Genomic DNA, 22,127 nt, shown 5'->3' with positions numbered 1-22,127 from the left:
CTTATTCCCTAACTTTTCAAAACTAATAAAGTACCTAAATATGCAGCAAGCAAACATACCACTACATTCAATACTACATTTAACATTGCTTTAAACAACTCACCTTGTTGGATCAATAATAAACTATCCATTGAAAATGATGAAAATGTGGTTAATGCACCTAAAAACCCCACGCCAATTAATGGCCACCAAGGTGAACTCGACATTGTTCCTTGTTGAACTAATTGATAAATACAACCCATTATCAACGAGCCAATCACATTGACGGTAAGTGTAGCAAAAGGAAAACCTTTTCCAAAGAGGCTAACTATGCCAAAGCCAATTAAATAACGGAAAGTTGCACCAAATGCACCGCCACAAGCCACTAAAGTAATATTCATCATTAAACTATTCATATCGATTCTCATTTCTTCTACATTAAATGTGCAATAACACATTTAATCTGATCATTGCTAATAACGATTTTTATCACTTTGTAAGTCACAACTCTTTAAATAACGTAACTTTTCTGCAATTTTTGTTTCCAAACCGCGCTCAACAGGCTGATAAAATTCAACTCCCTGCAAAGCTTCAGGTAGATAAACTTCACCTGCAGCATAGGCACCGACTTCATCGTGAGCATAGCGATAACCTTCACCATAATGTAATGACTTCATTAATTCTGTCGGTGCATTACGTAAATGATGTGGAACTTCGAGGTCTGGGTAAGCCTCAACAGCTTGTTTAGCTTGTGCAAATGCTTTATAAACAGCATTACTCTTGGCTGCACAGGCACAATATACTGCGGCTTGAGCAATCGCCCTTTCACCTTCTTTAGGCCCAATTCGGGTAAAGCAATCCCATGCGGACATCGCTACTTGCATTGCTCTCGGATCGGCATTACCGATATCTTCAGAAGCAATGGCTAATAAGCGTCGTGCTACATAAAGAGGATCGCAGCCTCCAGCTAACATCCGAGCATACCAATATAAGGCGGCATCGGGGTCTGAACCTCGTACTGATTTATGAAAGGCTGAAATTAAGTCATAAAAAAGATCGCCTTGTTTATCAAAGCTAACACCTTCTCGACCAGCTATTTCCATTAATAACGAAATATCGATTATTAATTTGCCCTGCTGTTGTTCACCCATATCACTGAGTAACTCTAAATAATTAAGTGCTTTTCGTGCATCGCCTTGCACTAATTGAGCAAGTTTATCTAATACACCTTCAGTAAATTCAATATTGTGTGTTGCCAAGCCTTGTTCAGATTCACAGGCTTGCTTAATAACATCAACAATTTCATTCTCAGTTAGTTTTTTTAATAAATAAACACGCGCACGTGATAACAAGGCGTTGTTTAGTTCGAAAGAAGGGTTTTCAGTAGTGGCGCCAATAAATAAAAAAGTACCATCTTCAATATAAGGAAGAAATGCATCTTGTTGGCTTTTATTAAAACGATGGACTTCATCAACAAATAATAAGGTACGACGTCCTGCTGCTTGATTTTGTTTGGCAATTTCAATAGCAGAGCGAATCTCTTTAATACCAGAAGTTACCGCAGATAAACGTTCGACATGTGCATCACAATATTCAGCAATTAATTCAGCTAATGTTGTTTTACCCGTACCTGGCGGTCCCCAGAGGATCATTGAATGTGCAAAACCGGCTTCTAATGCTTTGCGTAAAGGCTTATCTTTTGCTACTAGGTGAGACTGACCAATATATTGCTCGAAATTCTTTGGCCGCATCCTAGCAGCCAAAGGTTGAAACTGATTATCGATAGAAAATAAGTCCTGCATTAGCGTTGATCATCTATCTCAATACCTTGTGGTATTTGAAATTCAAAGAAATCATTAGCTAATTTTACTGTTTGGTCATTATTAGTCAGTTTAAAAATACTCTTTTGACCTTGGGCTTCTTGTACAACAAACTCACTAACATTATCTTTATTGTCAAAAATAAAGGTAAATGTATTCGCGTTTAATTCATTTTTATTGTTTTTTACAGTAAATTGATTAGCTTGTTTTTTCACATCAAAGTTCATCCACTCTGATGCATCAGCACCTGATAGTAAAGCAAAAGGTGTGCCAGCGATGGCATCAGAGAAATTCATAATAGTCACTTGTTCAATAAAAGGACTATACAGCCACATATCAACCCCGTTTGAGACGATTAGCTCTTCATCAGGTTTAGTCACTTGCCAATGAAAGTTACCAGGACGAGAGATGGTTAACGTGCCCCAACTTTCTTGAATAACTTGTCCTTCAGGGCTCATTACTTGTTGTGCAAAGTCCGCACTAATCGTGGTGAATTTAGATAACTTTTGTTGTAATAACTCGCTATCCGTTTGCGCTTGAGCGATTTGAAACATTGATATAAAAACACAGAACGTAGCAATAATAATTTTTTTCATTTTTTAATCCTTAATAGGCGGTGGTGCAAGTACATCACGGTTACTGTTTGCACCTGAAGGTGCGCTAATCACACCTTGCGCTTGTAATTGGTCAACTAAACGAGCAGAACGGTTATAACCGATACGGAATCGTCTTTGGATACTTGAAATAGATACTTTACGGGTTTCTGTAATAAAACTCACTACTTCATCAAACAATGGATCAATGTCCTCATCTCCTTCTGCTTGTTCGCCTGGTAATAACATATCTAGATCAGCATCACCGGCAAGAATCTCTTGAACATAATTTGGTTGGCCTCGTTTCTTCCAGTCAGCCACTACTTTATGTACTTCATGATCATCAACAAAAGCCCCATGAACACGAGTCGGAACACCTACACCAGGTGGCATGTATAACATATCACCATGACCTAACAATGTTTCAGCCCCTTGTTGTCCAAGAATAGTACGAGAGTCGATCTTACTTGATACTTGAAAGGCAATACGTGTTGGTATATTTGCTTTGATCAAACCAGTAATAACATCAACCGATGGACGCTGTGTCGCCAGAATCAAATGGATTCCAGCTGCACGAGCTTTCTGTGCAATTCGAGTAATTAACTCTTCACATTTTTTACCAACAATCATCATCATGTCTGCGAATTCATCAACTACAACGACTATCGTTGGCAGTTTATCTAATTCTGGCGCAGTTTCTGCCATGCTATCGCCTGGTTTCCATAACGGATCGACTATTGGCTCTCCAGCCGCTTTTGCTTTTTTAATCGCCGTATTGTATCCCGCTAAGTTACGGACACCAATTTCAGCTAATAGTTTATAACGACGCTCCATTTCACCAACACACCATCTTAATGCATTAGCCGCATCTTTCATGTCTGTTACCACTTCAGTTAATAAGTGTGGAATACCTTCATACACATTTAACTCAAGCATTTTAGGGTCAATGAGGATCATGCGTAAATCTTCAGGTGATGATTTATACAATAAGCTGACTAGCATACAGTTAACACCAACGGATTTACCTGAGCCCGTGGTACCTGCCACTAAAAGATGTGGCATTTTAGCTAAATCTACAACAACGGGTTGGCCAGAAATATCTGCACCTAATACCATTGTTAATGGTGATTTACTTTCATGGAATCTTTTGCAATCTAGTACTTCTGAAATATATACAATTTCACGATGGCGATTAGGTAACTCTAACGCAATGACTGATTTACCAGGGATTTGATCTACGACTCGTACACTCATTGCAGATAACGCACGCGCTAAATCTTTTTCCAAGCTGCTAACGGTACTCACTTTCATCCCAGGCGCTAAATCTAATTCAAAACGTGTGATCACAGGGCCAGGTAATACATTAACGACGTCTGCTTTTATTTTAAATTCAAGCAATTTAGATTCGACTAAACGAGCCGCTGTATCTAACTCTTGCTGTGAGATAGGATTTTCTTTTTTATCTGGTCTATCTAATAAGTCAATATGGGGTAAAGGTGCAATATTTTGATCAGCTACAAATCGTTCCACTGGACGAGCATGTTCAGGTAGATGAGAAAAATCCACTTTAGCTAATTTTTTTTCCACTTTAGGTTCATTTTTAACAACCTCAACCTCTTCGTCTAACGGTTCATCTGATTGCCAATCAATATCATCAATGTCGAGTTCTGAGCGTTCTTCATCTTGCTCATCAATAAAATTAGAGCCTAGGAAAATATCATCATTTGAATCATCAACTTGTTCGGATAAGAAATCACCATCTATTTCACCTGTGGTTTTATTAACCAAATCATCAAGTTTCTTCTTCTCTTTAACCGCTTGCTTTTGTTGTTTTTTCTCTAATTTCTCTTGCAAAATTTGCTGTTTATCCAACAAACGCTGTTGATCACCTTCAGATCGTTCCTCTTTCATTTCTCTGATGTTATTAGGAAGATTAGCTAACCATGAAATACCATTAAGAGTATATTCACCGATCCCATCGATTAAACGGATCCATGAAAAGCCAAATAACAAAGTGGTACCAGAAATTAAGAAAGTGAGTAATATAAGATTAACCGCAACTAAACTAAAAAAACCTAACATACTTTGCGCTAAAATATCACCAATCAACCCACCTGAGGGGTAATACAGATAATCACTAACATTCAATGCGATCAATGCACTCAAGCTAAAGAAAGTAAAAATAAAACCAACAATACGCAAACTCAAATTTAAAAAATCAACGTCTAAATTAAAAGTTGGTTTCCATAGAATAGCCCAAGTAAATGAAACAATAATAACTGGAATGAGATAAGCGAGAAAACCAAATCCAAAAAACAATATATCGGCAATCCAAGCGCCTACTCGCCCACCAGAATTTTGTATTTCAGCAACCCATTGTTGTTGCGACCAACTTGGATCGATAGGTGAAAAAGTAAATAAGGATAAGGTAATAAAGATGGCAACAAAAGCGCTGACAATAATCCCAACTTCTAATAACTTTTGCACACCAGATAGGTGATTTAATAATTTGCTATTTGACAAGAAAATAACCCTAAAAATAAAAAAATGCCCAATGGCATAAAAAAATAAATAAAACGATTTTAATCTAAAAAATTATCCGGTAATTGATCACGCAAACGTAGCCAGATTTTGCCACTTGCAAAGGCAGAGTCACGTACTATTTGCATAATTTGTTGTCCATCACCTTCTTCAAATACTGTTTTAATATCAGCATAGAACGATAATGCGATTAATTTTGCTTCAGTGTTAGAAAAATAAAACATCCCAACTTTACGATACAAGTCTTGTAAGCCATTTAAGATCAATACATAAATCATATTATTCGATGAAACGGCAACATGATGATAAAAACGGTAATCAAATTCAGTAAACACTTCACTGCTCGCATCAACGGCAGGAATGTCTTTTAAGAACTCAATGACACTTTTACTGTTATGTTTTGCGGCCATCCTTAAAATGATCGTACTGATATTTGTTCTTACAGACATTAGTTGGTCAATAAAATCACCACGACGTTCCTTATCTAAACGCGTTAATGTACTTAAAACATTTAATCCTGATGTTTCCCAGAAATCATTAACCTTCGTTGCTTTACCGTGACGGATGGTTATCCACCCTTCTTTCGATAATCGTTGTAATACTTCACGTAAGGTTGTGCGAGTTACACCTATTTTATCAGCTAACAACCGTTCAGCAGGTAACTCAGAATGGATCGGTATTGTGCCGTTCCAAATAGATTCAATTAGGTATTGTTCTGCTACATCAGCAGGGCCTTTAACTTTCATTATCATGGTTATTTTGATTTTCCAATATCATATCGCGACATCTTAACATATTCATTCAACTCAACGATGACTGTTTAGAAAAACAGTACCATTAAATACTTAAATCTGACGTAATTTCCCATATGAGTTAAGTTATTTGAATTTAACTCAGTAATCCTCTGTTTATATTGAACTTTTAAAAGGTACAATAGTACTTATTAAGTTGAAATATTCTATTAGGAGAATCCATTGATTTCAAATTTAAAACAGCTTTCTTTACATCGTTGGCCTTGGTTATTACTGGCAGCAAGTGCATTAACAATGGAATTATGTGCACTTTACTTTCAACATGTAATGAAACTTGAACCTTGCGTTATGTGTGTTTATGAACGTCTTACTATGTTTGCCATTGTTGCTGCTGGTTTAATTGGAGCGAGTGCTCCTAACAATATACTAGTCCGTCTCTTGGCTTTTACAACGTGGGCTGTAGGTTCAATTTGGGGATTATTATTAGCCATTGAGCATACTGACTATCAAATGAATCCATCACCTTTCGCCACTTGCGATTTTTATCCCAATTTTCCAAGTTGGTTACCATTGCATGAACTATTACCTTGGTTATTTAATCCAACGGGCTACTGTTCTGACATCGTTTGGACTTTTTTAGATTACTCAATGCCGCAATGGTTAATTGTTAGTTTTTCTATTTATGTTGTTATCTTTTTAGTGATTGCAATCACCGCATTATTACCCGCTAAAACTAAATAAATCGATTAGCTAATGTAAAAGACTGTACTGAATTGAAAAATTAATTTAGTGCAGTCTTCAATATCAACTTATAACGTTATTTTAAAAGTGAGTGATCTGCAGGTAAATTTTTCATTATCCACACCACGAGTTTGTGGCGTATATTTGCTGTATTTTCATCAGCTTCATTTAACGGATTAATCAATTTATCTTGCACCAGCAAACGATAAATACACTCTTGTTTATCCTTTGCTGACGTCGTGCTATCGATACCAACATAGCCTCTTTTAACTGCGTAAGCGGCTCCCAATTTTGTTGCATGTTGTAATAACTGAGATTCATTTTTAATCTTTTTCATATCTATCCCTTAAACGTTCTAATATTGCTCTTTATTGAAATTCATCATACACAAAATAAATGTTAGTTATGTGAATGACTTACAACATTTTTACTTCAAACAAGTAATTCAATACGAGTCGATTATATTACTTGTTTAATACTCGTTAACACCTATTTCCCTAATAGCGTTAATATTGCATTTTCATCTAATATTTCAATACCGAGTTCAGTCGCTTTTGCTAACTTTGAACCTGCAGCCGCACCAGCCACTAACGTATTGGTTTTTTTAGACACACTTCCAGCAACCTTTGCACCTAAAGCTTGTAATGCTGCTTTGATATCATTACGGGATATAGCGTCAAAGCTTCCTGTGATCACAAACGTTTTATCAAGCAGTGGTAATTCACTAACATCGACTTCTTTGATTTCAGGCCAATGGACACCTGCCGTTAATAATTGATCAATGACTTCTAGGTTATGGTCTTGACGAAGAAAGTAATAAAGGTGTTTAGCAACAATTTCACCCACATCGCTTACACTTTTTAATGACTCAATACCCGCTTCTTTAAGCGCATTCAATGTTTTATAGTGAAGCGCTAAATTAGCTGCCGTTGCTTCACCGACTTCGCGAATGCCCAATGAATATAAGAAGCGCGCTAAGGTCGTTTTTTTACTTAATTGAAGACTATTAACGAGTTTTTTAGCAGAGGTTTCTCCCATACGAGGCAAACTAGAGAGTTGCTGCACCGTTAATGAAAATAGCTGAGAAGGATCTTTGATCAGATTATGATCAACTAGCATGTCGACTAACTTATCACCTAAACCATCAATATCGAGCGCTTTGCGAGATGCAAAATGTTTAATAGCTTGCTTACGTTGGGCCTCGCAATATAAGCCTCCAGTACAACGAGTGACAGCTTCTCCTTCGATACGTTCAACATCACTGTCACATACAGGACATGTTTCAGGGAAAAGAATTTTAGTTGTTTTCGCGATATCTCGTTGCTCAATAACAACCCTTGCGACTTGAGGAATAACATCACCAGCGCGGCGAACCACAACAACATCACCAATTAATATCCCTAAGCGTTCTATTTCATCTTTATTATGTAACGTCGCATTAGAGACAGTCACTCCACCAACGAAAACAGGTTTTAATTTAGCAACTGGCGTAATCGCACCTGTTCTTCCAACTTGAAATTCAACATTCTCAACAGTTGTTACAGCTTCTTCAGCAGGAAACTTATAAGCCATTGCCCAGCGAGGTGCACGAGCAACAAAGCCCATTTTTTGTTGCAGTGCGATATCATCTACTTTATAAACAACACCATCGATTTCATAGGTAAGTGAAGGTCTTTTTTCTGCGATATTAGTATAAAAATCATGACAGGCATCTCCTCCAATAACCCGTTTCACTTCACTTGATACAGGTAATCCCCAATTTTTTAGCTGTTCAATCCTCGCATATTGGCTATCAGCAAGATCCCCTTCAAACACTCCTACAGAATAACAATAAAAGGCTAATGGTCTGGCAGCTGCTACTTTAGAGTCTAATTGACGTAAACTCCCGGCAGCGGCATTACGAGGATTAACAAATGGTTTTTCACCTGCTTTTACTAATCCTTCATTTAATTTGTTAAATCCTGCTTTTAACATAAAAACTTCGCCACGAACTTCCAACAGTGAAGGGATATTTTCACCGCGTAATCTAAGAGGCAAGTTAGAGATAGTTTTAACATTTTCAGTGACATTTTCGCCCGTTAAACCATCGCCTCGAGTTGCCGCTTGAATTAGTAAACCATTTTCATAAATAATGCTCGCCGCTAAACCATCTAATTTAGGTTCAATACAAAAAGCGGTTTCTGCAAGTGTCGATTTATCCATTACTCGCTGCATAAAATCATTCAATGATTCTGAATCAAATACGTTGTCTAAACTAAGCATAGGTAACTGATGAGTCACTTGATCAAATTTAGATAATGCCGCCCCACCTACTTTTTGCGTAGGTGAATTCGTAGACAACAGTTCAGGGTGTTCTGTTTCAAGCTTTTGTAATGCTTTAAAAATACGATCGTATTCTGCATCTGGAACGGAGGGAGCGTCCTGAACATAATATTGGTAATTATATTCTTCCAATAATTCACTAAACTGTTGTATTTGCTGTTCGACTTGGTTGTTATTATTCATGGATCTTTGCTCTTATTGTTTTTTTCTAATAAAAAAACCTCGTAAACGAGGCTCTCTTAGGAAGTAAGTCCTGATATTAATACCGGACCTTATTTATATTTTTCTAAACGTTTACGATATTCAATAAATTGCTCTTGAGTAAACAGCTCACGTTTTTCGTTTAATACTTCACAATCAAACTCTTCAGCAACCTGCTCAACGGCTCTTAACATCATATCAAACGATTTATTCACGCTAATTTTATGATTAGGGGCGGTAAAGAAAAATGAAATCCCAGGTGAATTAAATTGTTCCATATAGTCGACATCGAATGTTCCTGGCGCCATCATATTAGCAATACTAAATAACACTTCACCAGTACCATTTGAATGCTCATGTCGATGGAATATATTCATATCACCATAGCGAAACCCTGACGTTAGAAAGAATTGCAATAATTCATGTCCACCTAAACGTTTACCTTCTCTCGCTGCGACATTAAATATAAATAATTCAACAGGGTCATCGTTATTATTTATTTCTTTATGTGCTTTATCTTGTTGCTCTGACTTAGTTGTACACGAGCTTTTTTCAGAATCTTTTAAAGCTTTTTCTGTATTTGTTAATTGTTTTTCACTACTTAATGCGTCATCTTCTGATGATAATGCAGCGGCTTGAGCAAGAGAGGTTATGACTTCATTTTCTTGGGCATGATTTAAATTCACAAAATCAGTTTGATTATCGTGTATCTTCGAACCAAGATTAAATTCGAAGGGTTCAAGCTCTTCTTTTTCATCTCCTATATGTGAGGTAAATGAAACACTATCAAAATCTCGCTCAGATGATCGTTCACTATCAAGTTCTTCAGAATCGTCGATTTCTTCTGCTTCTTCACGTTCTTGTTCTTCAAGCTCGTCTAATTGAGCTTGTTTCTCAGCTTTTAATGCTAATTTATTTTTTCTGTTTAATAAAAAACCGTGAATTGATACTCCGGCGATAGCCAAAATACCAATGACAATAAGAATAGATTGAAAATGCTGCATTATTGATTCTCTTGATTCGTGTTAATTAACTTGATTCATTTTAGATAATTTAATGACCCTTAAATTACCCTGTATCGCCCTATACGTCTATCGTTTGCATCTAATTTTTTATAAAACGGCGAATGTATTTATAAAAGAATGTATTTATTAGCTGATATTTACTGTCTACAAGGTAATATTATCAGATATATCAATAAGAAGGCTTAATAATGAACAGTAAAAACATAATCGATCAACCTTTAAGTGGTTTAGGCTATTTACTAAAAGGCATTCAACTACTTCGTCATCCACAACTTAGAGTATTTGTGTTAATTCCATTACTGATTAATGTATTGATTTTTGCCAGTGCATTTTGGTTTTTATTTTCCAGTATCACAACATGGATAGAAAGCTACATGCAAGATCTTCCTACTTTTTTAAGTTGGTTATCTTATATTTTATGGCCAATCATTATTTTTACGATCTTATTTTCATTTTCTTTTATATTTTCTACCATAGCAAATCTCATTGCAGCGCCATTTAATGGTTTATTAGCAGAAAAAACTGAAATTCTACTAACAAACTCAACGATAAATGATGATGGTTGGAAAGATATCTTTAAAGATCTTCCTCGTATATTAAAAAGAGAATGTCAAAAATGGCTTTATTTCTTACCGCGTATGCTGGGCTGCCTGATTTTATTTTTTGTCCCTGTTATTGGACAAACTCTTGCACCAATAGTTTGGTTTATTTTTGCAGGTTGGATGATGGCTATTCAATATGCTGATTACCCATTTGATAATCATAAAGTCTCTTTTTTGACTATGAGAAAGACCCTCGCAACTCGTTTTGGTAAAAATATCACGTTCGGTATGATTATTAGCTTTTGCACGACCATTCCATTAGTGAATTTTATTATCATGCCAATTGCCGTCTGTGGTGCTACAGCAGCTTGGGTAGATATTTATAAGAAACAAGTATTAGATAATCCACTCAACCTCATTGAATAATACTAGTATAGATTCAATGCCTAATTTTCATTAAAACTAAAAGTACTCTCTCTTAAATGTTTAACTATGAGAGTACTTTTAGTCACATAGTATTCCACTTACATTCTGATTTAAAATATGATCAATACAACCTCCTCCGTTTCCTAAATTAAACTTCTATTATATCAATTACAATAAATAGCTTATCTATTTTATTTGTTAAAACAGCCTACTTCCTCTTTGTAAATTTCGTAAAGGAAACAACCATTAAAGAATTTATAATGAATAAATAAGTTACTTTAATCAGAGTTAAATAGTGTGATTGATATTAAACATTAATGCTTATTCATGTTTTAAATAATGAAAGTGATTACTGCATACATTTAACTGAATTAGGTAATTTTTAAAATAGATTTAACTTTAAGAAAATAAATTGTTTTGGGTCAAAAACACGCTTTTCCTTACTGCGGTGGCCCTATAATTAGTTTTGGTGGTAATGGAGAATATCAAGTCCGCTTCCCATTTGGTAAAAACGGGCAATAAAAAAGCCTATCAGATAATAATATCTAGATAGGCTTTTAATATAACAAGCGAATTAACGAATGTTAATAACAGTAATTTTTAGTTAAACACTAATTATTCTGTTCTTAATAAAATTATGCAGCAAAGTTCTTAGCTACAAATTCCCAGTTAACTAATGCCCAAAAACCATTTAGGTAGTTAGGGCGAACGTTACGGTAATCGATGTAGTAAGCATGTTCCCATAAATCAACAGTAAGAAGTGGAGTAGTGCCTTCTTCAGTTAGTGGAGTTCCTGCATTTGATGTATTAACTAATTCTAGTGAACCGTCAGCTTTTTTAACTAACCAAGTCCATGAAGAACCGAAGTTATTCACAGCTTTGTCATTTAATTGAGCTTGAAATTCAGCAAATGAACCAAATTTAGCATCAATAGCAGCAGCAAGTTCACCAGAAGGTTCGCCACCAGCGTTTGGTGCTAAACAGTTCCAGTAAAATGTGTGGTTCCAGATTTGTGCAGCATTGTTAAAAACACCACCTTCAGAAGTTTTGATGATTTCTTCTAAAGATTTTTCAGCAAGATCAGTACCTTCAACTAAACCGTTTAGCTTAGCAACGTATGTCGCATGATGTTTGCCGTGGTGAAATTCTAATGTTTCAGCTGAGATATGTGGTTCTAATGCGTCTTTTGCATAAGGTAATGCTGGTAATTCAAAAGCCATTTTAAATTCTCCTAATAAAGGCTGGGGGGGGATCTAAATTTATAGTGGTTATTTATACTTACTTTAAGAATAAAAAGCCACCATAAAGATTGATCTAGATCATTTTGTGTCTATGATAGAATAATCGCAAATTCATAGATAGATTGCACGTATACAAATGTTATAATGTGCAATTAATTAATAACATTCTATCGTTAGAGGAAATATAATGGAAACATTAGATAAAATTAAAGAACAATTAAGCGAAAATACTATCTTGTTATACATGAAAGGTTCGCCAAAATTACCAAGTTGTGGTTTTTCATCACAAGCATCGCAAGCTTTAATGCAATGCGGACAACCATTTGCTTATGTTGATATTCTACAAAACCCAGATATCCGTGCAGAATTACCAAAATATGCAAACTGGCCTACTTTCCCACAACTATGGGTAGACGGTGAGTTAGTCGGTGGATGTGACATTATTTTAGAAATGTCTCAACAAGGTGAATTACAACAATTAATTACCGCTGCGGCAGAAAAAGCAGAAGCAGCTAAATAAAGTGGTCTTCTTGCAAAAAAGCCCGCATTAATAATCTTAATGCGGGCTTTTTTTTGAATATGTATTAATGATAAGACTTAATCAGTTATTGTTATTACAACTGATGTCTGAGTAAGCGATTCCACTTTCATTGTATGCACCAATTCTATAACAATATGTATTATTTGATAATACATTACTATCTACATAGCTTATTTGATTAGCATCTACAGAAGTTAATATAATAAAGTCATCATCCCCACCAACACTTCGTTCAATAAGAAAGCCCTCTTCATTATCAGCTAAATCATCCCAACTAATTTCAAGAGATTCATATTCCTTTAGAACATCTATTATAGAAGTACTTTCATTTGCAGAGGTACTTTCAGTTGTAGAATCATTGTAAACTTCACTACTTTGCAGTGAATCTGTGCTTCCGCTATTACATCCAATTAAAGGAATAAACGCTAACAGCATAATCAATTTATAACACTTACTTTTTATCATTTTCTACTAGGTCCTTTTTAACCGATTTCATCTATTTTCAACAAACAACAAAAATAGTCAGTTAAAAAATTCAACGTTATAGACTACCTTAGTAGCAAAAGATTCACTTTAAAATTCATCTATAAAATATTTGAGGAATGGAAATTAACGGAGGAAAAATATATCACTAAAACATAAATTATTATAATAAAAAAAAAGCCACGAATATATGAAAATACTGCGACTTTAGGTATTGTTTTTACTGTATTTTTTTGACTTTTCTACCACCCACCAAATGCTTTATAACGATTTACCATGTAATAAAACAATTCAGCGGTTACTTCTGTATCGTATAAAGCAGAATGAGCTTCTTTATTATCATACGCTACCCCGGCTTTTTCACAGGCTTTAGCCAAAACTGTTTGACCTAATGTTAAAGCGGCCATACTTGCTGTATCAAAAGATGCAAAAGGATGAAATGGCACTCGCTTTAAATTACAACGCTCAGTTGCCTTATTAATAAAACCTTGATCAAACGATGCATTATGAGCAACTAATATTGCACGATTACAATCATTGTGCTTTTGGTATTTACGTACTTTCTTAAAGATTTCTGTTAATGCTTCACGTTCATCAATTGCATTACGTAGAGGGTTAAAGGGATCAATACCAGTAAAACTAAGTGCTTTAGGATCTAATTCTGCCCCTTCAAAAGGCATCACATGAAAATGTATCTTATCTACGCTTCTTAAGTATCCTTGCTCATCCATTTCAGGAAAGATAGCCGCGATTTCTAAAATAGCATGGACTTGAGGATCCAAGCCTGAAGTTTCAATATCAATGATAACCGGGTAAAAACCTCGAAAACGATCTACTAATTTGTTATCCATTTCATCTCACTGTTAAAATAAAGTTCGAATATTATGCCAGAAGCACGAAAAACCTCATAATTTTACTAAAGATATTTACTTACTTGTCGATATAAACAACAGTGATTAAAAAATATCGAGCCATTATGAAAAAAATACTACCTTTAATATTCATAGTAACCACAATGCCAGCGACTTCTGCCAATAAGCAGTATCATGCAGGAATGGACAACTCTAATTGGTATTTAAGTAGTTCTTCTCCAATACAATGCACGCTCGAGCACCCTATTCCTCGATATGGCCAAGCAAATTTTATAGCTAAAGCGAGTAAAAAAATTAATCTAGATTTTAGGTTAGAAAGCAAACGAGCGATGCCAACAACGGAAGTAGTTCAATTAAAATCAGTTCCTCCTGCATGGCATCCAGGTTCAGCTCCTGAATTAATAGATACTGTCACTTTTCACCAGCAATTTGATGGATATGTCACTAAGCAAAGTGCTTGGAGAATGCTCAATGAACTAGAAAGTGGTCAAGTACCTACCTTTTATTTCCATGATTGGTACAACAATAAACAAATGGTCACTGTCGGTTTATCATCAATTAACTTTAATAAAAGCTACGATGATTTTAATAACTGTATTTCACAGTTATTGCCTTATAATTTCGATGATATCTCATATAGTATTTTACGTTATAAAAAAGATGGATCTTTATTAACTCAATTTTCCAAAAAACGTTTAAAAATGATCGGTGATTACATAAAACATGATAAATCTATCAATGTAATTTTAGTATCAGGTTATTCAGATGGTTACGGAGGGGTTAATACAAACCAAGTATTATCTGAAGAAAGAGCCAACTCAGTTAAAGCGTACTTATCTGAGTTGGGGTTCAGCAATGACAACATTAAAGTATCTGGTTTTGGTGAAAAACATCATGTTGCAGATAATAGAAATATTCTAGGTAGGCAAGAAAATAGACGTGTAATTATTTCAATTGAAAAAGAAGATATCTAAGTTAATTAAGGTTGTACACTAATGACAACATTAAAGTGTCTGGTTTTGTGAAAAACATCATGTTGCAGATAATAGAAATATTCTAGGTAGGCAAGAAAATAGACGTGTAATTATTTCAATTGAAAAAGAAGATATCTAAGTTAATTAAGGTTGTACACTAATGACAACATTAAAGTGTCTGGTTTTGGTGAAAAACATCATGTTGCAGATAATAGAAATATTCTAGGTAGGCAAGAAAATAGACGTGTAATTATTTCAATTGAAAAAGAAGATATCTAAGTTAATTAAAGCCGTACAATGTGTTTGCCATAATCGATGAGAGTAAATAACTTAGCAATAGTGTTAATAGGATCTACTCTTTTCTTGATGATTTGGTCGTGTATAACCTTACTGATTGATTGGAATATAAGTCATTTTATCGATTGTTTTTTCCAAGCCTGATAACCCTATCTGAGTGAAATTGGCTAAGCGTTGTTGTAACACGGATTGCTTAGGTATCATTTCATGGCTACATAGAATCACAATATTACTATAATTATCAAACTCAATAATGGCGATGTTGATAAAGTGCTTTTTAATGATAAGTAACATTTTCAATAATTGTTGGTTATTTTGCGCTTTTATATTTAGAGATAACACTGCTTTTTCAGTTGTTATTTCACATAACTGTTTATAAAAGTACTCAGTAAATAAAAAATCAGGACTTTTTTCACCTATAAATAAATCACACAAAACAACATCATATTTAGCTTTAATACTTTCAACAAACTGTTCAGCCTGTTGGCAAATCACATCAACCTTGCCAGGCAAGTAAAAATAACGTTTAGCCATGTCAATAATAGGCTGAGAGGCTTCGATAGAAGTGATATGTAAATTAGGTATAGAAACTAAAGCACGCTCTAACGATGCTCCCCCCAACCCTAAATTAAGTATTTTTTTGTGTTGATTATCCAATAACAAAAAAAGTAATAATGATTGAGAAACAGGCATTATTACTTGCTTTGGATTAACTTTTGACATTAAAGATTGGATTGAATGTCCATTATATTCAAACCACCTATAGTGCTCTGTTTCTTTCACCTCTAATAGACAACCACCAATTTCTTGTTGAAATAATAAAGTGTTGTTATTAGTAAATAATTGTTCGACATTCATAAATTAAGTAAAAGAAACTTGCGTGATATGTGGATTTTCGACATCAACACTTAGCAACGCGATCTCAATTAATACAATATCAACATTTATTCCTTTTACATCTAATTTTATACACTCTTGCCGAGAATCGTTACGCGCCGTATCTAAAGCAATTCCTTTGACGATCTGCCCCGATTTTAAGGTTAATATCACTGGATAATGGTACAAACATACAATTTCAATATAATCATATTGATGGCAACTTATCATTACATTTTCCTTTAATTGGCATGATCTATTTCATTAAATAATGATAAAGATTATTCAGATCTCTTTATCCGAATTACCATAAGGATATTTAATATGGCCATAACGAATAACTAAAATAGCTATAACAATAATCAAAATTGAAGCAGATAACCCTAACATTCTCCAAGTATCTAGATTTTTCATATCTAAAATCATATAACGAGCTAATGCAACAACTGCAATATAGAGTGGCATCCTAACGGGTAAGCGCCCTGATTTTAAGTACAACCCGACCATTGCAAAAACTTCTAAATAGATAAAGAGCAATAATAAGTCAGCTAAAGTAACTTCCCAGTTTTTAAACACTATCCAGACTTCATTTGCCATGGCGATAACAGTGAGTAAAGCAATAGTAAATAACGCAGTATGCTCAACCAAAGACAATGCCTTATAGCCCGCTTTTTTTATTTTCAACATTGTATTTCCTTTATACAAATATAACTTCTATATAAAAAACTGATTGATCGCCAGCTTTTTATTCTTATTCTTATTCTTATTCTTAAGTAAAAATCACATTGTTCAACAATATAGTTTTTCGATGTAGTTTTGTTATTTAATTTCATAGCTTGGTTACACAACCTAATTTAAACCTTGCGAGCAAAACTAAAATAATTAAAAGCTAAGATCACAATATCAAATTTAAACGCATAATCAATAAGTTAATAATTAAAGTAATCGTTAAAGTAACGAATATTACGAAGCCAAGCCTGAAATATTGAACGCACCAATAATCCCTTCAATTATCATTTGAACGCCTATGACAGTTAAAATTAATCCCATTAAACGAGTAATAATACTGAGTGTTCCTTCTCCTATTATGCCTAAAATTTTTGAACTAAAAATAAAACATAAAAAGGTAATTAAGCACAAAAAAGCAAATACTGAAATGGTAATAATTAACCCAGTTGTTCCACCTGAAGCAGAGTAATTCATCGCTGTTGCAATGGTGCCAGGCCCTGCTAAAAGAGGTACAGCCAAGGGGGAAACTGCAATATCAGAGTCATCGTTATTTTCAGGAGAGTGTAATTTAGAACCAGACCCGTTAAGCATTTGATAACCAATTAAAAAGACTAAAATACCACCAGCGATCCTCAATGCTGGCAGCGTGATTCCAAATAAATGGAAAATCACTTTTCCGAGAATAGAGAAGAGTAAAATAATACCAAAGGTAATAATCAACGCTCTTGCAGCGATGCGTATTTTCTCTGTGTGACACTTATGCCCTACCAATCCAACAAATGCCGCCGTATTAGCAATGGGATTCATTATAGCGAAAAAACCCATAAAAACAGTTATCAACTGCGTATACAAATCATTCATATAACCTCTTTAAAAAGTAAAAAATCAATTTTCGATTAAACGCTATCACAAGAGAAAAGATGGTTAATAAGAAATTGAATATCCTGTAATGCAGTAAAGATAACTGCATAAAATTTTATAAAAAACGATAAAAACCTAGGTTTGCATATTTTCACTCATGATTGAAGCTACATTTGAAAACGCTTGAATCTGTTGAGGGGTTAAATTTTGGCACATTAACTCATTAACTTGCTGCTCAGCGCTTAATAATTTATTGAAAAGTTCATCCCCTTGCACGGTAAATGACAAAATATAGCTGCGCTTATCCTCTTCGCAACCACGTTTATTAATTAACTCCAGGCTAATAAGTTCTTTAACTAGGCGAGCAATTTGCGCTTTATCTCGTTGAGTTTGATTAACAATGTCATTTGCAGTACAGCTTTTATTATCTGCAATAATATGCAAGCAACGCACATGCATAGCATTTAATCCTAGCTCATTAGCATTAATCGCTTTACGGATAGTGACACGATAGTTTTGCATTAATGTAAAAAGTGTATTGGCGATAGGTTTAACTGTATTCATGACGAGCCTTAAAGTAGTTGACAATATCAATCAAATTGATATAGTTGATTTTATCAACCAAATGGTATTAGTGCAAACATTAATAGTGTGATGGTCTAACAACTTTTAATAGTTGTTTACATTAATCGCAGTGAGATAAAGATGAGTAGACAAATTCGACAAGCCAAAGTATTGAGCACACAACAAATAACACCTCATTTACAGCGTATTATCATTGGTTCAGATGAGTTTAAAGAATTTTCTGATATATCCATGCCTAATTACATAGGCAACTATGTCAAAGTATTGTTACCCAAAAAAGGACAATCGAGCCTTAATCTAGATCCTAAAACGGCAGTCATGCGTTCTTACACAATTAGAGACGTTGATAGCGAAACAGGCGCTCTTACATTAGACTTTGTGATTAATATGCACCAAGGACCAGCGACTGATTGGGCACAAGAAACCCAGAAAGGAGATAGTTTAGCTATCGCAGGACCAGGCCCTAAGAAAATGGATGATTTTAGTCAATCACATTACCTATTACTAGGTGACTTAACCTCAGTTAATGCGATTAAAAGTTACTTACAACAACTTCCTAGTGCAGCTAAAATTGATGCTTTTATCCATGTCCCTTCTAAACAAGATATTATTGATTTAGAGACAACACGACCAGTGAACTGGGTTATCACTAATACGCCAAATCAAGCAATGGAGATGGCATTAAGCAACCTAAGCATAACAACATCATTGCCGACTATTTTTATGGCATTAGAAGCAGGATTAGTCAGCCAACTTAAAAAAATGTTTGACCAAAAATACGCGATACCCCGTTATAATATTGTGGCCTCAGGTTATTGGAAAAAAGGTGTTAATTCGGAACGCTATAAAGAACAACGTCAGCAACAGAAGAATCAAAACTCATAGATTTAATCTAATACCGATTACATTAATTAAATGATCTAAGTTTTGCGCAGGAAAAATGACTTAGTTTAAGGCGTAAATTGCGGCCTTTCGAAGATTAACTTCGTTAATCGTCTATCGGAGAATTAACTAAAAGAGGTTAATTCTTTAATAGGCTGTTCCCTTTACGAAATTTACAACGAAGAAATAAGTTATTTTAACAACTAAAATAGATCAATTAATTAGTGTGATTGGTATAACAGAGTCTCTTCACCTTGAATTAACGTCAGCCTCACCCCATCTCTGATCATATACAGTATGTTTAGGTACATTAAACCTACTGACATTTTCTGAGAGGTACTATTTTGTTATCAAACATTCCTTTTTCATTATTAGATCTTGCGCCTATGGTAAAAGGGGCAAGCGTATCAGAAACACTTAATAAAACGGTTCAATATGCGCAAAAAGCAGATCAACTTGGCTTTAACCGTTTTTGGCTAGCAGAGCATCACAACATGCCAGGCATTATATGTTCAGCGACATCGATATTAGTAGGTCATATTGCAGGAAAGACTGAGCGTATTCGAGTAGGTTCAGGCGGTATCATGCTACCAAACCATTCTACATTAGTGGTAGCAGAGCAATTTGGAACACTTGAAAGTTTATATCCAGGCAGAATCGATTTAGGACTTGGAAGAGCGCCAGGTAGTGACTCAATAACAAGCCAAGCTTTAAACAGTGACATGCGACGAGCAGACAACTTTCCAAATGAAGTCAGTGAATTGCAAAAATTATTAGGTCCATATAACAGTAACAGCCGAATTCGAGCCATTCCAGGTGAAGATACCAATGTACCTATTTGGTTATTAGGATCAAGTTTATTTAGTGCACAATTAGCAGCAGAAAAAGGCTTACCTTATGTTTTTGCTGGACATTTTGCACCGCGCCTTTTACATGATGCCGTTGCGCTTTATAAGCAAAACTTCAAACCATCAAGTGTGCTTAGTCAACCTTACTTCATGCTCGCGTTACCACTCGTTGCAGCAGAAACTGATCAAGAAGCACAATATCTATCAACAACATCAAAACAACGTGTATTAGCACTCATACGTGGCAAAGAGTTATGGTTAACACCTCCCGTTGATACAATGGATGGATTATGGACTGCGCAAGAGAAACAACAAGTCGATAGCTTTTTAAGTTTAAGTGTCACTGGAGGGCCTGCCAGTATAAAACATAAATTAGAGGTGATAGCGGAACAGCTAGACGTTGATGAATTTATATTTACTAATGATTTATACGAACCAGAAAAACGTAATAAAGCACTTGAAATTCTAATGGAAGCAAAACAATTAAGTAGTGATAGTTAACTTTTGATAGTTAACTTTTGATAGTTAAATAGTAATGTTTATGAGTGTGTAAATATTAAAGTATTACGTGGTGATCATTGACCAGAAAAAGCCACTTACTATCGTGACTTTATGCTGCGATTTTTATTTAATTAGCGGTTGCTTGTTAAAGCAATTTTAGCACTCAACCCGACTAAAATAGTACCAGAAACTCCCTCTAGTATTCTTGAGTATTTTCGTGCTTTAGGGCTACGAAACAACATACTGCCTAAACTGGCATAGAATAAATTACAACATGTCGCTAAGACGCTAAACAACAAACCTAAAGTAAGTAGCTCAGTCGTCGCGTTAGTCGCTGAAGGGTCAATAAATTGAGGAAGAAACGCTAAAAAGAACATCGCCACTTTAGGATTTAATACGCTAATAATAACGCCCTGTTTAAAAATATTTTTAGGTGGCTCATTAGATGTTTCTGCCGTTAATTTAGAATCGTTACTGTAACAACTTAATAATGAACTGATCCCTAAGTACAATAGATAAAGTGCACCTAAATACTTAATAACAGTAAACAAAAATGCAGAACTTAAAATTAATGCAGAAAGGCCTAACACAGCGGCAATAGTGTGAATTAAATAACCCACGCCCAACCCTAATGAAGCCTCAATACCCGACTTCATTTTATTTTTCATTGTCGTTGTTACGATGTAAATAACATCTGGACCAGGGATTAAATTGATAGAAAGCGCTGAAATAACAAAAAGTATTAAGGTGTTCAGTTCCATGATAATCAAACTCCATATATAAATTAAAACTTATCATTACCAATCAGAAACAGATTACTGATTGGCCTTTATATTGTAAATTGAATAGGATAAAGCTAATAATAAACAAATACTTGCAGGTATATATAATGCTTGAAATTTTAACAAATTAAAGAAATAGGCACCGAATAGTCCGCCAGAAATAAATCCACAAATAATCAGTAAAAATAAGGTTAACTTCCTTCTATCAAAAGTTTCTCCTCTTAATTTAGAGCCTAACATGATACCAATATCAGTAAATATGCCTGTTACATGTGTTGTTCTTACCACTGCTCCACTATAAGTAGTTGCTAGCGCATTTTGTAACCCGCAAGCAGCAGAGGCTAAGTAATGCCCATTAACAGAATCATTTGATAGAAAATAAATGGCACCAAACAAAAAAATGGCTTCTAAAGAAAGAAGTCCACTATAGTTACGTCCTAATTTTAATGATCCGCCATTTAAAAAATATCCAGAAATAACAGAACCAGCTAAGAAACTAAGTAGGATAAACACTAAATGTAAGGTATCTGAAAGGTTTGTATTGATAAGACCGGTGCCTAGTAAGGTTGCGGTACCAGACAAGTGTGAAACAGATTGATGTTGAAAACCTAATAAACCTACGGAATTCACTAGACCGGCAACTAGAGCAAGCACAAACGAACCGTATTCAACCCAACGAGGTAATTTTGAAATCACGTGAGTCCCTTTGGCTG

Annotated in this window: 24 protein-coding genes; 6 read left to right on the top strand and 18 right to left on the bottom strand. The window is 34.8% G+C overall.

Translation table 11 applies throughout. The features are described 5' to 3' along the window. Nucleotides 1-8: 8 nt before the first annotated feature. Genes crcB through fadR form a run of 5 tightly spaced genes read right to left on the bottom strand, consistent with a single transcriptional unit; the run spans nt 9 to nt 5,679 of the window. Nucleotides 9-395: a fluoride efflux transporter CrcB gene (gene crcB, locus GQR59_RS07005; protein WP_025563699.1), complete on the bottom strand. Its 387-nt coding sequence runs from the start codon at nt 393-395 to the stop codon at nt 9-11. Nucleotides 396-452: 57 nt separating this feature from the next. Further along, nucleotides 453-1,781, bottom strand: coding sequence for a replication-associated recombination protein A (locus tag GQR59_RS07000; RefSeq protein WP_160061281.1), 1,329 nt, complete (start codon nt 1,779-1,781; stop codon nt 453-455). After that, nucleotides 1,781-2,395, bottom strand: coding sequence for an outer membrane lipoprotein chaperone LolA (lolA, locus tag GQR59_RS06995; RefSeq protein ID WP_160061280.1), 615 nt, complete (start codon nt 2,393-2,395; stop codon nt 1,781-1,783). The genes GQR59_RS07000 and lolA overlap by 1 nt, the downstream gene beginning before the upstream one ends. Before the next feature lie 3 nt (nt 2,396-2,398). Further along, nucleotides 2,399-4,915 (bottom strand): DNA translocase FtsK, encoded by a 2,517-nt coding sequence (locus GQR59_RS06990; protein ID WP_160061279.1) that lies wholly within the window; start codon nt 4,913-4,915, stop codon nt 2,399-2,401. A gap of 59 nt (nt 4,916-4,974) precedes the next feature. Next, nucleotides 4,975-5,679 carry a fatty acid metabolism transcriptional regulator FadR gene (fadR, locus tag GQR59_RS06985; protein ID WP_236546679.1) on the bottom strand — a complete coding sequence of 235 codons (705 nt, stop codon included), beginning with the start codon at nt 5,677-5,679 and terminating at the stop codon, nt 4,975-4,977. Nucleotides 5,680-5,907: 228 nt separating this feature from the next. On the opposite strand from fadR, the gene dsbB reads away from it, so the two are divergent. Next, nucleotides 5,908-6,426: a disulfide bond formation protein DsbB gene (gene dsbB, locus GQR59_RS06980; protein ID WP_160061278.1), complete on the top strand. Its 519-nt coding sequence runs from the start codon at nt 5,908-5,910 to the stop codon at nt 6,424-6,426. A 76-nt stretch (nt 6,427-6,502) separates the two neighbouring features. Here dsbB and GQR59_RS06975 read toward each other — a convergent pair whose 3' ends face one another. The 3 genes from GQR59_RS06975 to zipA all read right to left on the bottom strand — a co-directional run bounded on the left by GQR59_RS06975 (nt 6,503) and on the right by zipA (nt 9,953). After that, a complete protein-coding gene (locus tag GQR59_RS06975) occupies nt 6,503-6,763 on the bottom strand; it encodes a DUF5062 family protein (RefSeq protein WP_160061277.1) in 261 nt (86 codons plus the stop codon). A gap of 152 nt (nt 6,764-6,915) precedes the next feature. Further along, nucleotides 6,916-8,931 carry an NAD-dependent DNA ligase LigA gene (gene ligA / locus GQR59_RS06970; RefSeq protein ID WP_160061276.1) on the bottom strand — a complete coding sequence of 672 codons (2,016 nt, stop codon included), beginning with the start codon at nt 8,929-8,931 and terminating at the stop codon, nt 6,916-6,918. A gap of 89 nt (nt 8,932-9,020) precedes the next feature. After that, nucleotides 9,021-9,953, bottom strand: coding sequence for a cell division protein ZipA (gene zipA / locus GQR59_RS06965; RefSeq protein ID WP_160061275.1), 933 nt, complete (start codon nt 9,951-9,953; stop codon nt 9,021-9,023). Nucleotides 9,954-10,162: 209 nt separating this feature from the next. Here zipA and cysZ point away from each other — a divergent pair, with 209 nt between their 5' ends. Then, the gene (gene cysZ, locus GQR59_RS06960; RefSeq protein ID WP_160061274.1) at nt 10,163-10,942 is read left to right on the top strand and encodes a sulfate transporter CysZ; all 780 of its coding nucleotides are present in this window, start codon (nt 10,163-10,165) and stop codon (nt 10,940-10,942) included. Between the two features lie 635 nt (nt 10,943-11,577). Here the strand turns inward: cysZ and sodB are convergent. Then, nucleotides 11,578-12,162 carry a superoxide dismutase [Fe] gene (sodB, locus tag GQR59_RS06955; protein ID WP_160061273.1) on the bottom strand — a complete coding sequence of 195 codons (585 nt, stop codon included), beginning with the start codon at nt 12,160-12,162 and terminating at the stop codon, nt 11,578-11,580. 208 nt (nt 12,163-12,370) lie between these two features. On the opposite strand from sodB, the gene grxD reads away from it, so the two are divergent. Then, on the top strand, nt 12,371-12,703 hold the full coding sequence (gene grxD, locus GQR59_RS06950; RefSeq protein ID WP_025563677.1) for a Grx4 family monothiol glutaredoxin: 333 nt from the start codon (nt 12,371-12,373) through the stop codon (nt 12,701-12,703). Nucleotides 12,704-12,784: 81 nt separating this feature from the next. Here grxD and GQR59_RS06945 read toward each other — a convergent pair whose 3' ends face one another. Together GQR59_RS06945 and rnt are read right to left on the bottom strand one after the other, a co-directional pair. Beyond that, the gene (locus GQR59_RS06945; protein ID WP_160061272.1) at nt 12,785-13,189 is read right to left on the bottom strand and encodes a fibronectin type III domain-containing protein; all 405 of its coding nucleotides are present in this window, start codon (nt 13,187-13,189) and stop codon (nt 12,785-12,787) included. A 260-nt stretch (nt 13,190-13,449) separates the two neighbouring features. Then, nucleotides 13,450-14,058: a ribonuclease T gene (rnt, locus tag GQR59_RS06940; RefSeq protein ID WP_160061271.1), complete on the bottom strand. Its 609-nt coding sequence runs from the start codon at nt 14,056-14,058 to the stop codon at nt 13,450-13,452. Between the two features lie 125 nt (nt 14,059-14,183). On the opposite strand from rnt, the gene GQR59_RS06935 reads away from it, so the two are divergent. Next, on the top strand, nt 14,184-15,053 hold the full coding sequence (locus tag GQR59_RS06935; RefSeq protein ID WP_160061270.1) for a flagellar protein MotY: 870 nt from the start codon (nt 14,184-14,186) through the stop codon (nt 15,051-15,053). 387 nt (nt 15,054-15,440) lie between these two features. Here the strand turns inward: GQR59_RS06935 and GQR59_RS06930 are convergent, their stop codons facing one another. From GQR59_RS06930 to GQR59_RS06910, 5 genes are all read right to left on the bottom strand, one after another. After that, nucleotides 15,441-16,208: a spermidine synthase gene (locus tag GQR59_RS06930; protein WP_160061269.1), complete on the bottom strand. Its 768-nt coding sequence runs from the start codon at nt 16,206-16,208 to the stop codon at nt 15,441-15,443. Nucleotides 16,209-16,211: 3 nt separating this feature from the next. Then, nucleotides 16,212-16,457, bottom strand: coding sequence for a Rho-binding antiterminator (locus GQR59_RS06925; protein WP_160061268.1), 246 nt, complete (start codon nt 16,455-16,457; stop codon nt 16,212-16,214). Nucleotides 16,458-16,511: 54 nt separating this feature from the next. After that, nucleotides 16,512-16,913, bottom strand: a complete 402-nt coding sequence (locus GQR59_RS06920; RefSeq protein ID WP_160061267.1) for a phosphate-starvation-inducible protein PsiE — start codon at nt 16,911-16,913, stop codon at nt 16,512-16,514. 276 nt (nt 16,914-17,189) lie between these two features. Continuing rightward, nucleotides 17,190-17,816 carry a MarC family protein gene (locus GQR59_RS06915; protein WP_160061266.1) on the bottom strand — a complete coding sequence of 209 codons (627 nt, stop codon included), beginning with the start codon at nt 17,814-17,816 and terminating at the stop codon, nt 17,190-17,192. A gap of 135 nt (nt 17,817-17,951) precedes the next feature. Next, complete coding sequence (locus GQR59_RS06910; protein ID WP_160061265.1) at nt 17,952-18,380, bottom strand: MarR family winged helix-turn-helix transcriptional regulator; 429 nt, start codon at nt 18,378-18,380, stop codon at nt 17,952-17,954. Between the two features lie 141 nt (nt 18,381-18,521). Between GQR59_RS06910 and GQR59_RS06905 the strand changes: the two genes are divergently transcribed. Both GQR59_RS06905 and GQR59_RS06900 read left to right on the top strand, forming a co-directional pair. After that, nucleotides 18,522-19,286, top strand: coding sequence for a siderophore-interacting protein (locus GQR59_RS06905; protein ID WP_160061264.1), 765 nt, complete (start codon nt 18,522-18,524; stop codon nt 19,284-19,286). A gap of 341 nt (nt 19,287-19,627) precedes the next feature. Then, a complete protein-coding gene (locus GQR59_RS06900; protein WP_160061263.1) occupies nt 19,628-20,632 on the top strand; it encodes an LLM class flavin-dependent oxidoreductase in 1,005 nt (334 codons plus the stop codon). Nucleotides 20,633-20,763: 131 nt separating this feature from the next. Here GQR59_RS06900 and GQR59_RS06895 read toward each other — a convergent pair whose 3' ends face one another. Both GQR59_RS06895 and GQR59_RS06890 read right to left on the bottom strand, forming a co-directional pair. Further along, nucleotides 20,764-21,393 (bottom strand): LysE family translocator, encoded by a 630-nt coding sequence (locus GQR59_RS06895; RefSeq protein WP_160061262.1) that lies wholly within the window; start codon nt 21,391-21,393, stop codon nt 20,764-20,766. A 54-nt stretch (nt 21,394-21,447) separates the two neighbouring features. Beyond that, on the bottom strand, nt 21,448-22,110 hold the full coding sequence (locus GQR59_RS06890; RefSeq protein WP_160061261.1) for a YoaK family protein: 663 nt from the start codon (nt 22,108-22,110) through the stop codon (nt 21,448-21,450). Nucleotides 22,111-22,127: the final 17 nt, after the last annotated feature.

Origin of the sequence: Psychromonas sp. L1A2 (assembly GCF_009828855.1) — a bacterium.
Classification (GTDB): Bacteria; Pseudomonadota; Gammaproteobacteria; order Enterobacterales; family Psychromonadaceae; genus Psychromonas.
This window is presented reverse-complemented; position numbering and strand designations above follow the sequence as displayed.

Excerpts from the sequence above, each read along its gene's own strand:
- GQR59_RS06930 (WP_160061269.1), bottom strand. The coding sequence starts at position 16,208 with ATGAATGTCGAACAATTATTTACTAATAACAACACTTTATTATTTCAA.
- lolA (WP_160061280.1), bottom strand. The coding sequence starts at position 2,395 with ATGAAAAAAATTATTATTGCTACGTTCTGTGTTTTTATATCAATGTTT.
- cysZ (WP_160061274.1), top strand. The coding sequence starts at position 10,163 with ATGAACAGTAAAAACATAATCGATCAACCTTTAAGTGGTTTAGGCTAT.
- GQR59_RS06905 (WP_160061264.1), top strand. The coding sequence starts at position 18,522 with ATGAGTAGACAAATTCGACAAGCCAAAGTATTGAGCACACAACAAATA.
- GQR59_RS06975 (WP_160061277.1), bottom strand. The coding sequence starts at position 6,763 with ATGAAAAAGATTAAAAATGAATCTCAGTTATTACAACATGCAACAAAA.
- crcB (WP_025563699.1), bottom strand. The coding sequence starts at position 395 with ATGAATAGTTTAATGATGAATATTACTTTAGTGGCTTGTGGCGGTGCA.
- sodB (WP_160061273.1), bottom strand. The coding sequence starts at position 12,162 with ATGGCTTTTGAATTACCAGCATTACCTTATGCAAAAGACGCATTAGAA.
- zipA (WP_160061275.1), bottom strand. The coding sequence starts at position 9,953 with ATGCAGCATTTTCAATCTATTCTTATTGTCATTGGTATTTTGGCTATC.
- GQR59_RS07000 (WP_160061281.1), bottom strand. The coding sequence starts at position 1,781 with ATGCAGGACTTATTTTCTATCGATAATCAGTTTCAACCTTTGGCTGCT.
- rnt (WP_160061271.1), bottom strand. The coding sequence starts at position 14,058 with ATGGATAACAAATTAGTAGATCGTTTTCGAGGTTTTTACCCGGTTATC.
- grxD (WP_025563677.1), top strand. The coding sequence starts at position 12,371 with ATGGAAACATTAGATAAAATTAAAGAACAATTAAGCGAAAATACTATC.
- GQR59_RS06910 (WP_160061265.1), bottom strand. The coding sequence starts at position 18,380 with ATGAATACAGTTAAACCTATCGCCAATACACTTTTTACATTAATGCAA.
- GQR59_RS06935 (WP_160061270.1), top strand. The coding sequence starts at position 14,184 with ATGAAAAAAATACTACCTTTAATATTCATAGTAACCACAATGCCAGCG.
- GQR59_RS06920 (WP_160061267.1), bottom strand. The coding sequence starts at position 16,913 with ATGTTGAAAATAAAAAAAGCGGGCTATAAGGCATTGTCTTTGGTTGAG.
- GQR59_RS06925 (WP_160061268.1), bottom strand. The coding sequence starts at position 16,457 with ATGATAAGTTGCCATCAATATGATTATATTGAAATTGTATGTTTGTAC.
- GQR59_RS06915 (WP_160061266.1), bottom strand. The coding sequence starts at position 17,816 with ATGAATGATTTGTATACGCAGTTGATAACTGTTTTTATGGGTTTTTTC.
- fadR (WP_236546679.1), bottom strand. The coding sequence starts at position 5,679 with ATGAAAGTTAAAGGCCCTGCTGATGTAGCAGAACAATACCTAATTGAA.
- ligA (WP_160061276.1), bottom strand. The coding sequence starts at position 8,931 with ATGAATAATAACAACCAAGTCGAACAGCAAATACAACAGTTTAGTGAA.
- GQR59_RS06945 (WP_160061272.1), bottom strand. The coding sequence starts at position 13,189 with ATGATAAAAAGTAAGTGTTATAAATTGATTATGCTGTTAGCGTTTATT.
- GQR59_RS06895 (WP_160061262.1), bottom strand. The coding sequence starts at position 21,393 with ATGGAACTGAACACCTTAATACTTTTTGTTATTTCAGCGCTTTCTATC.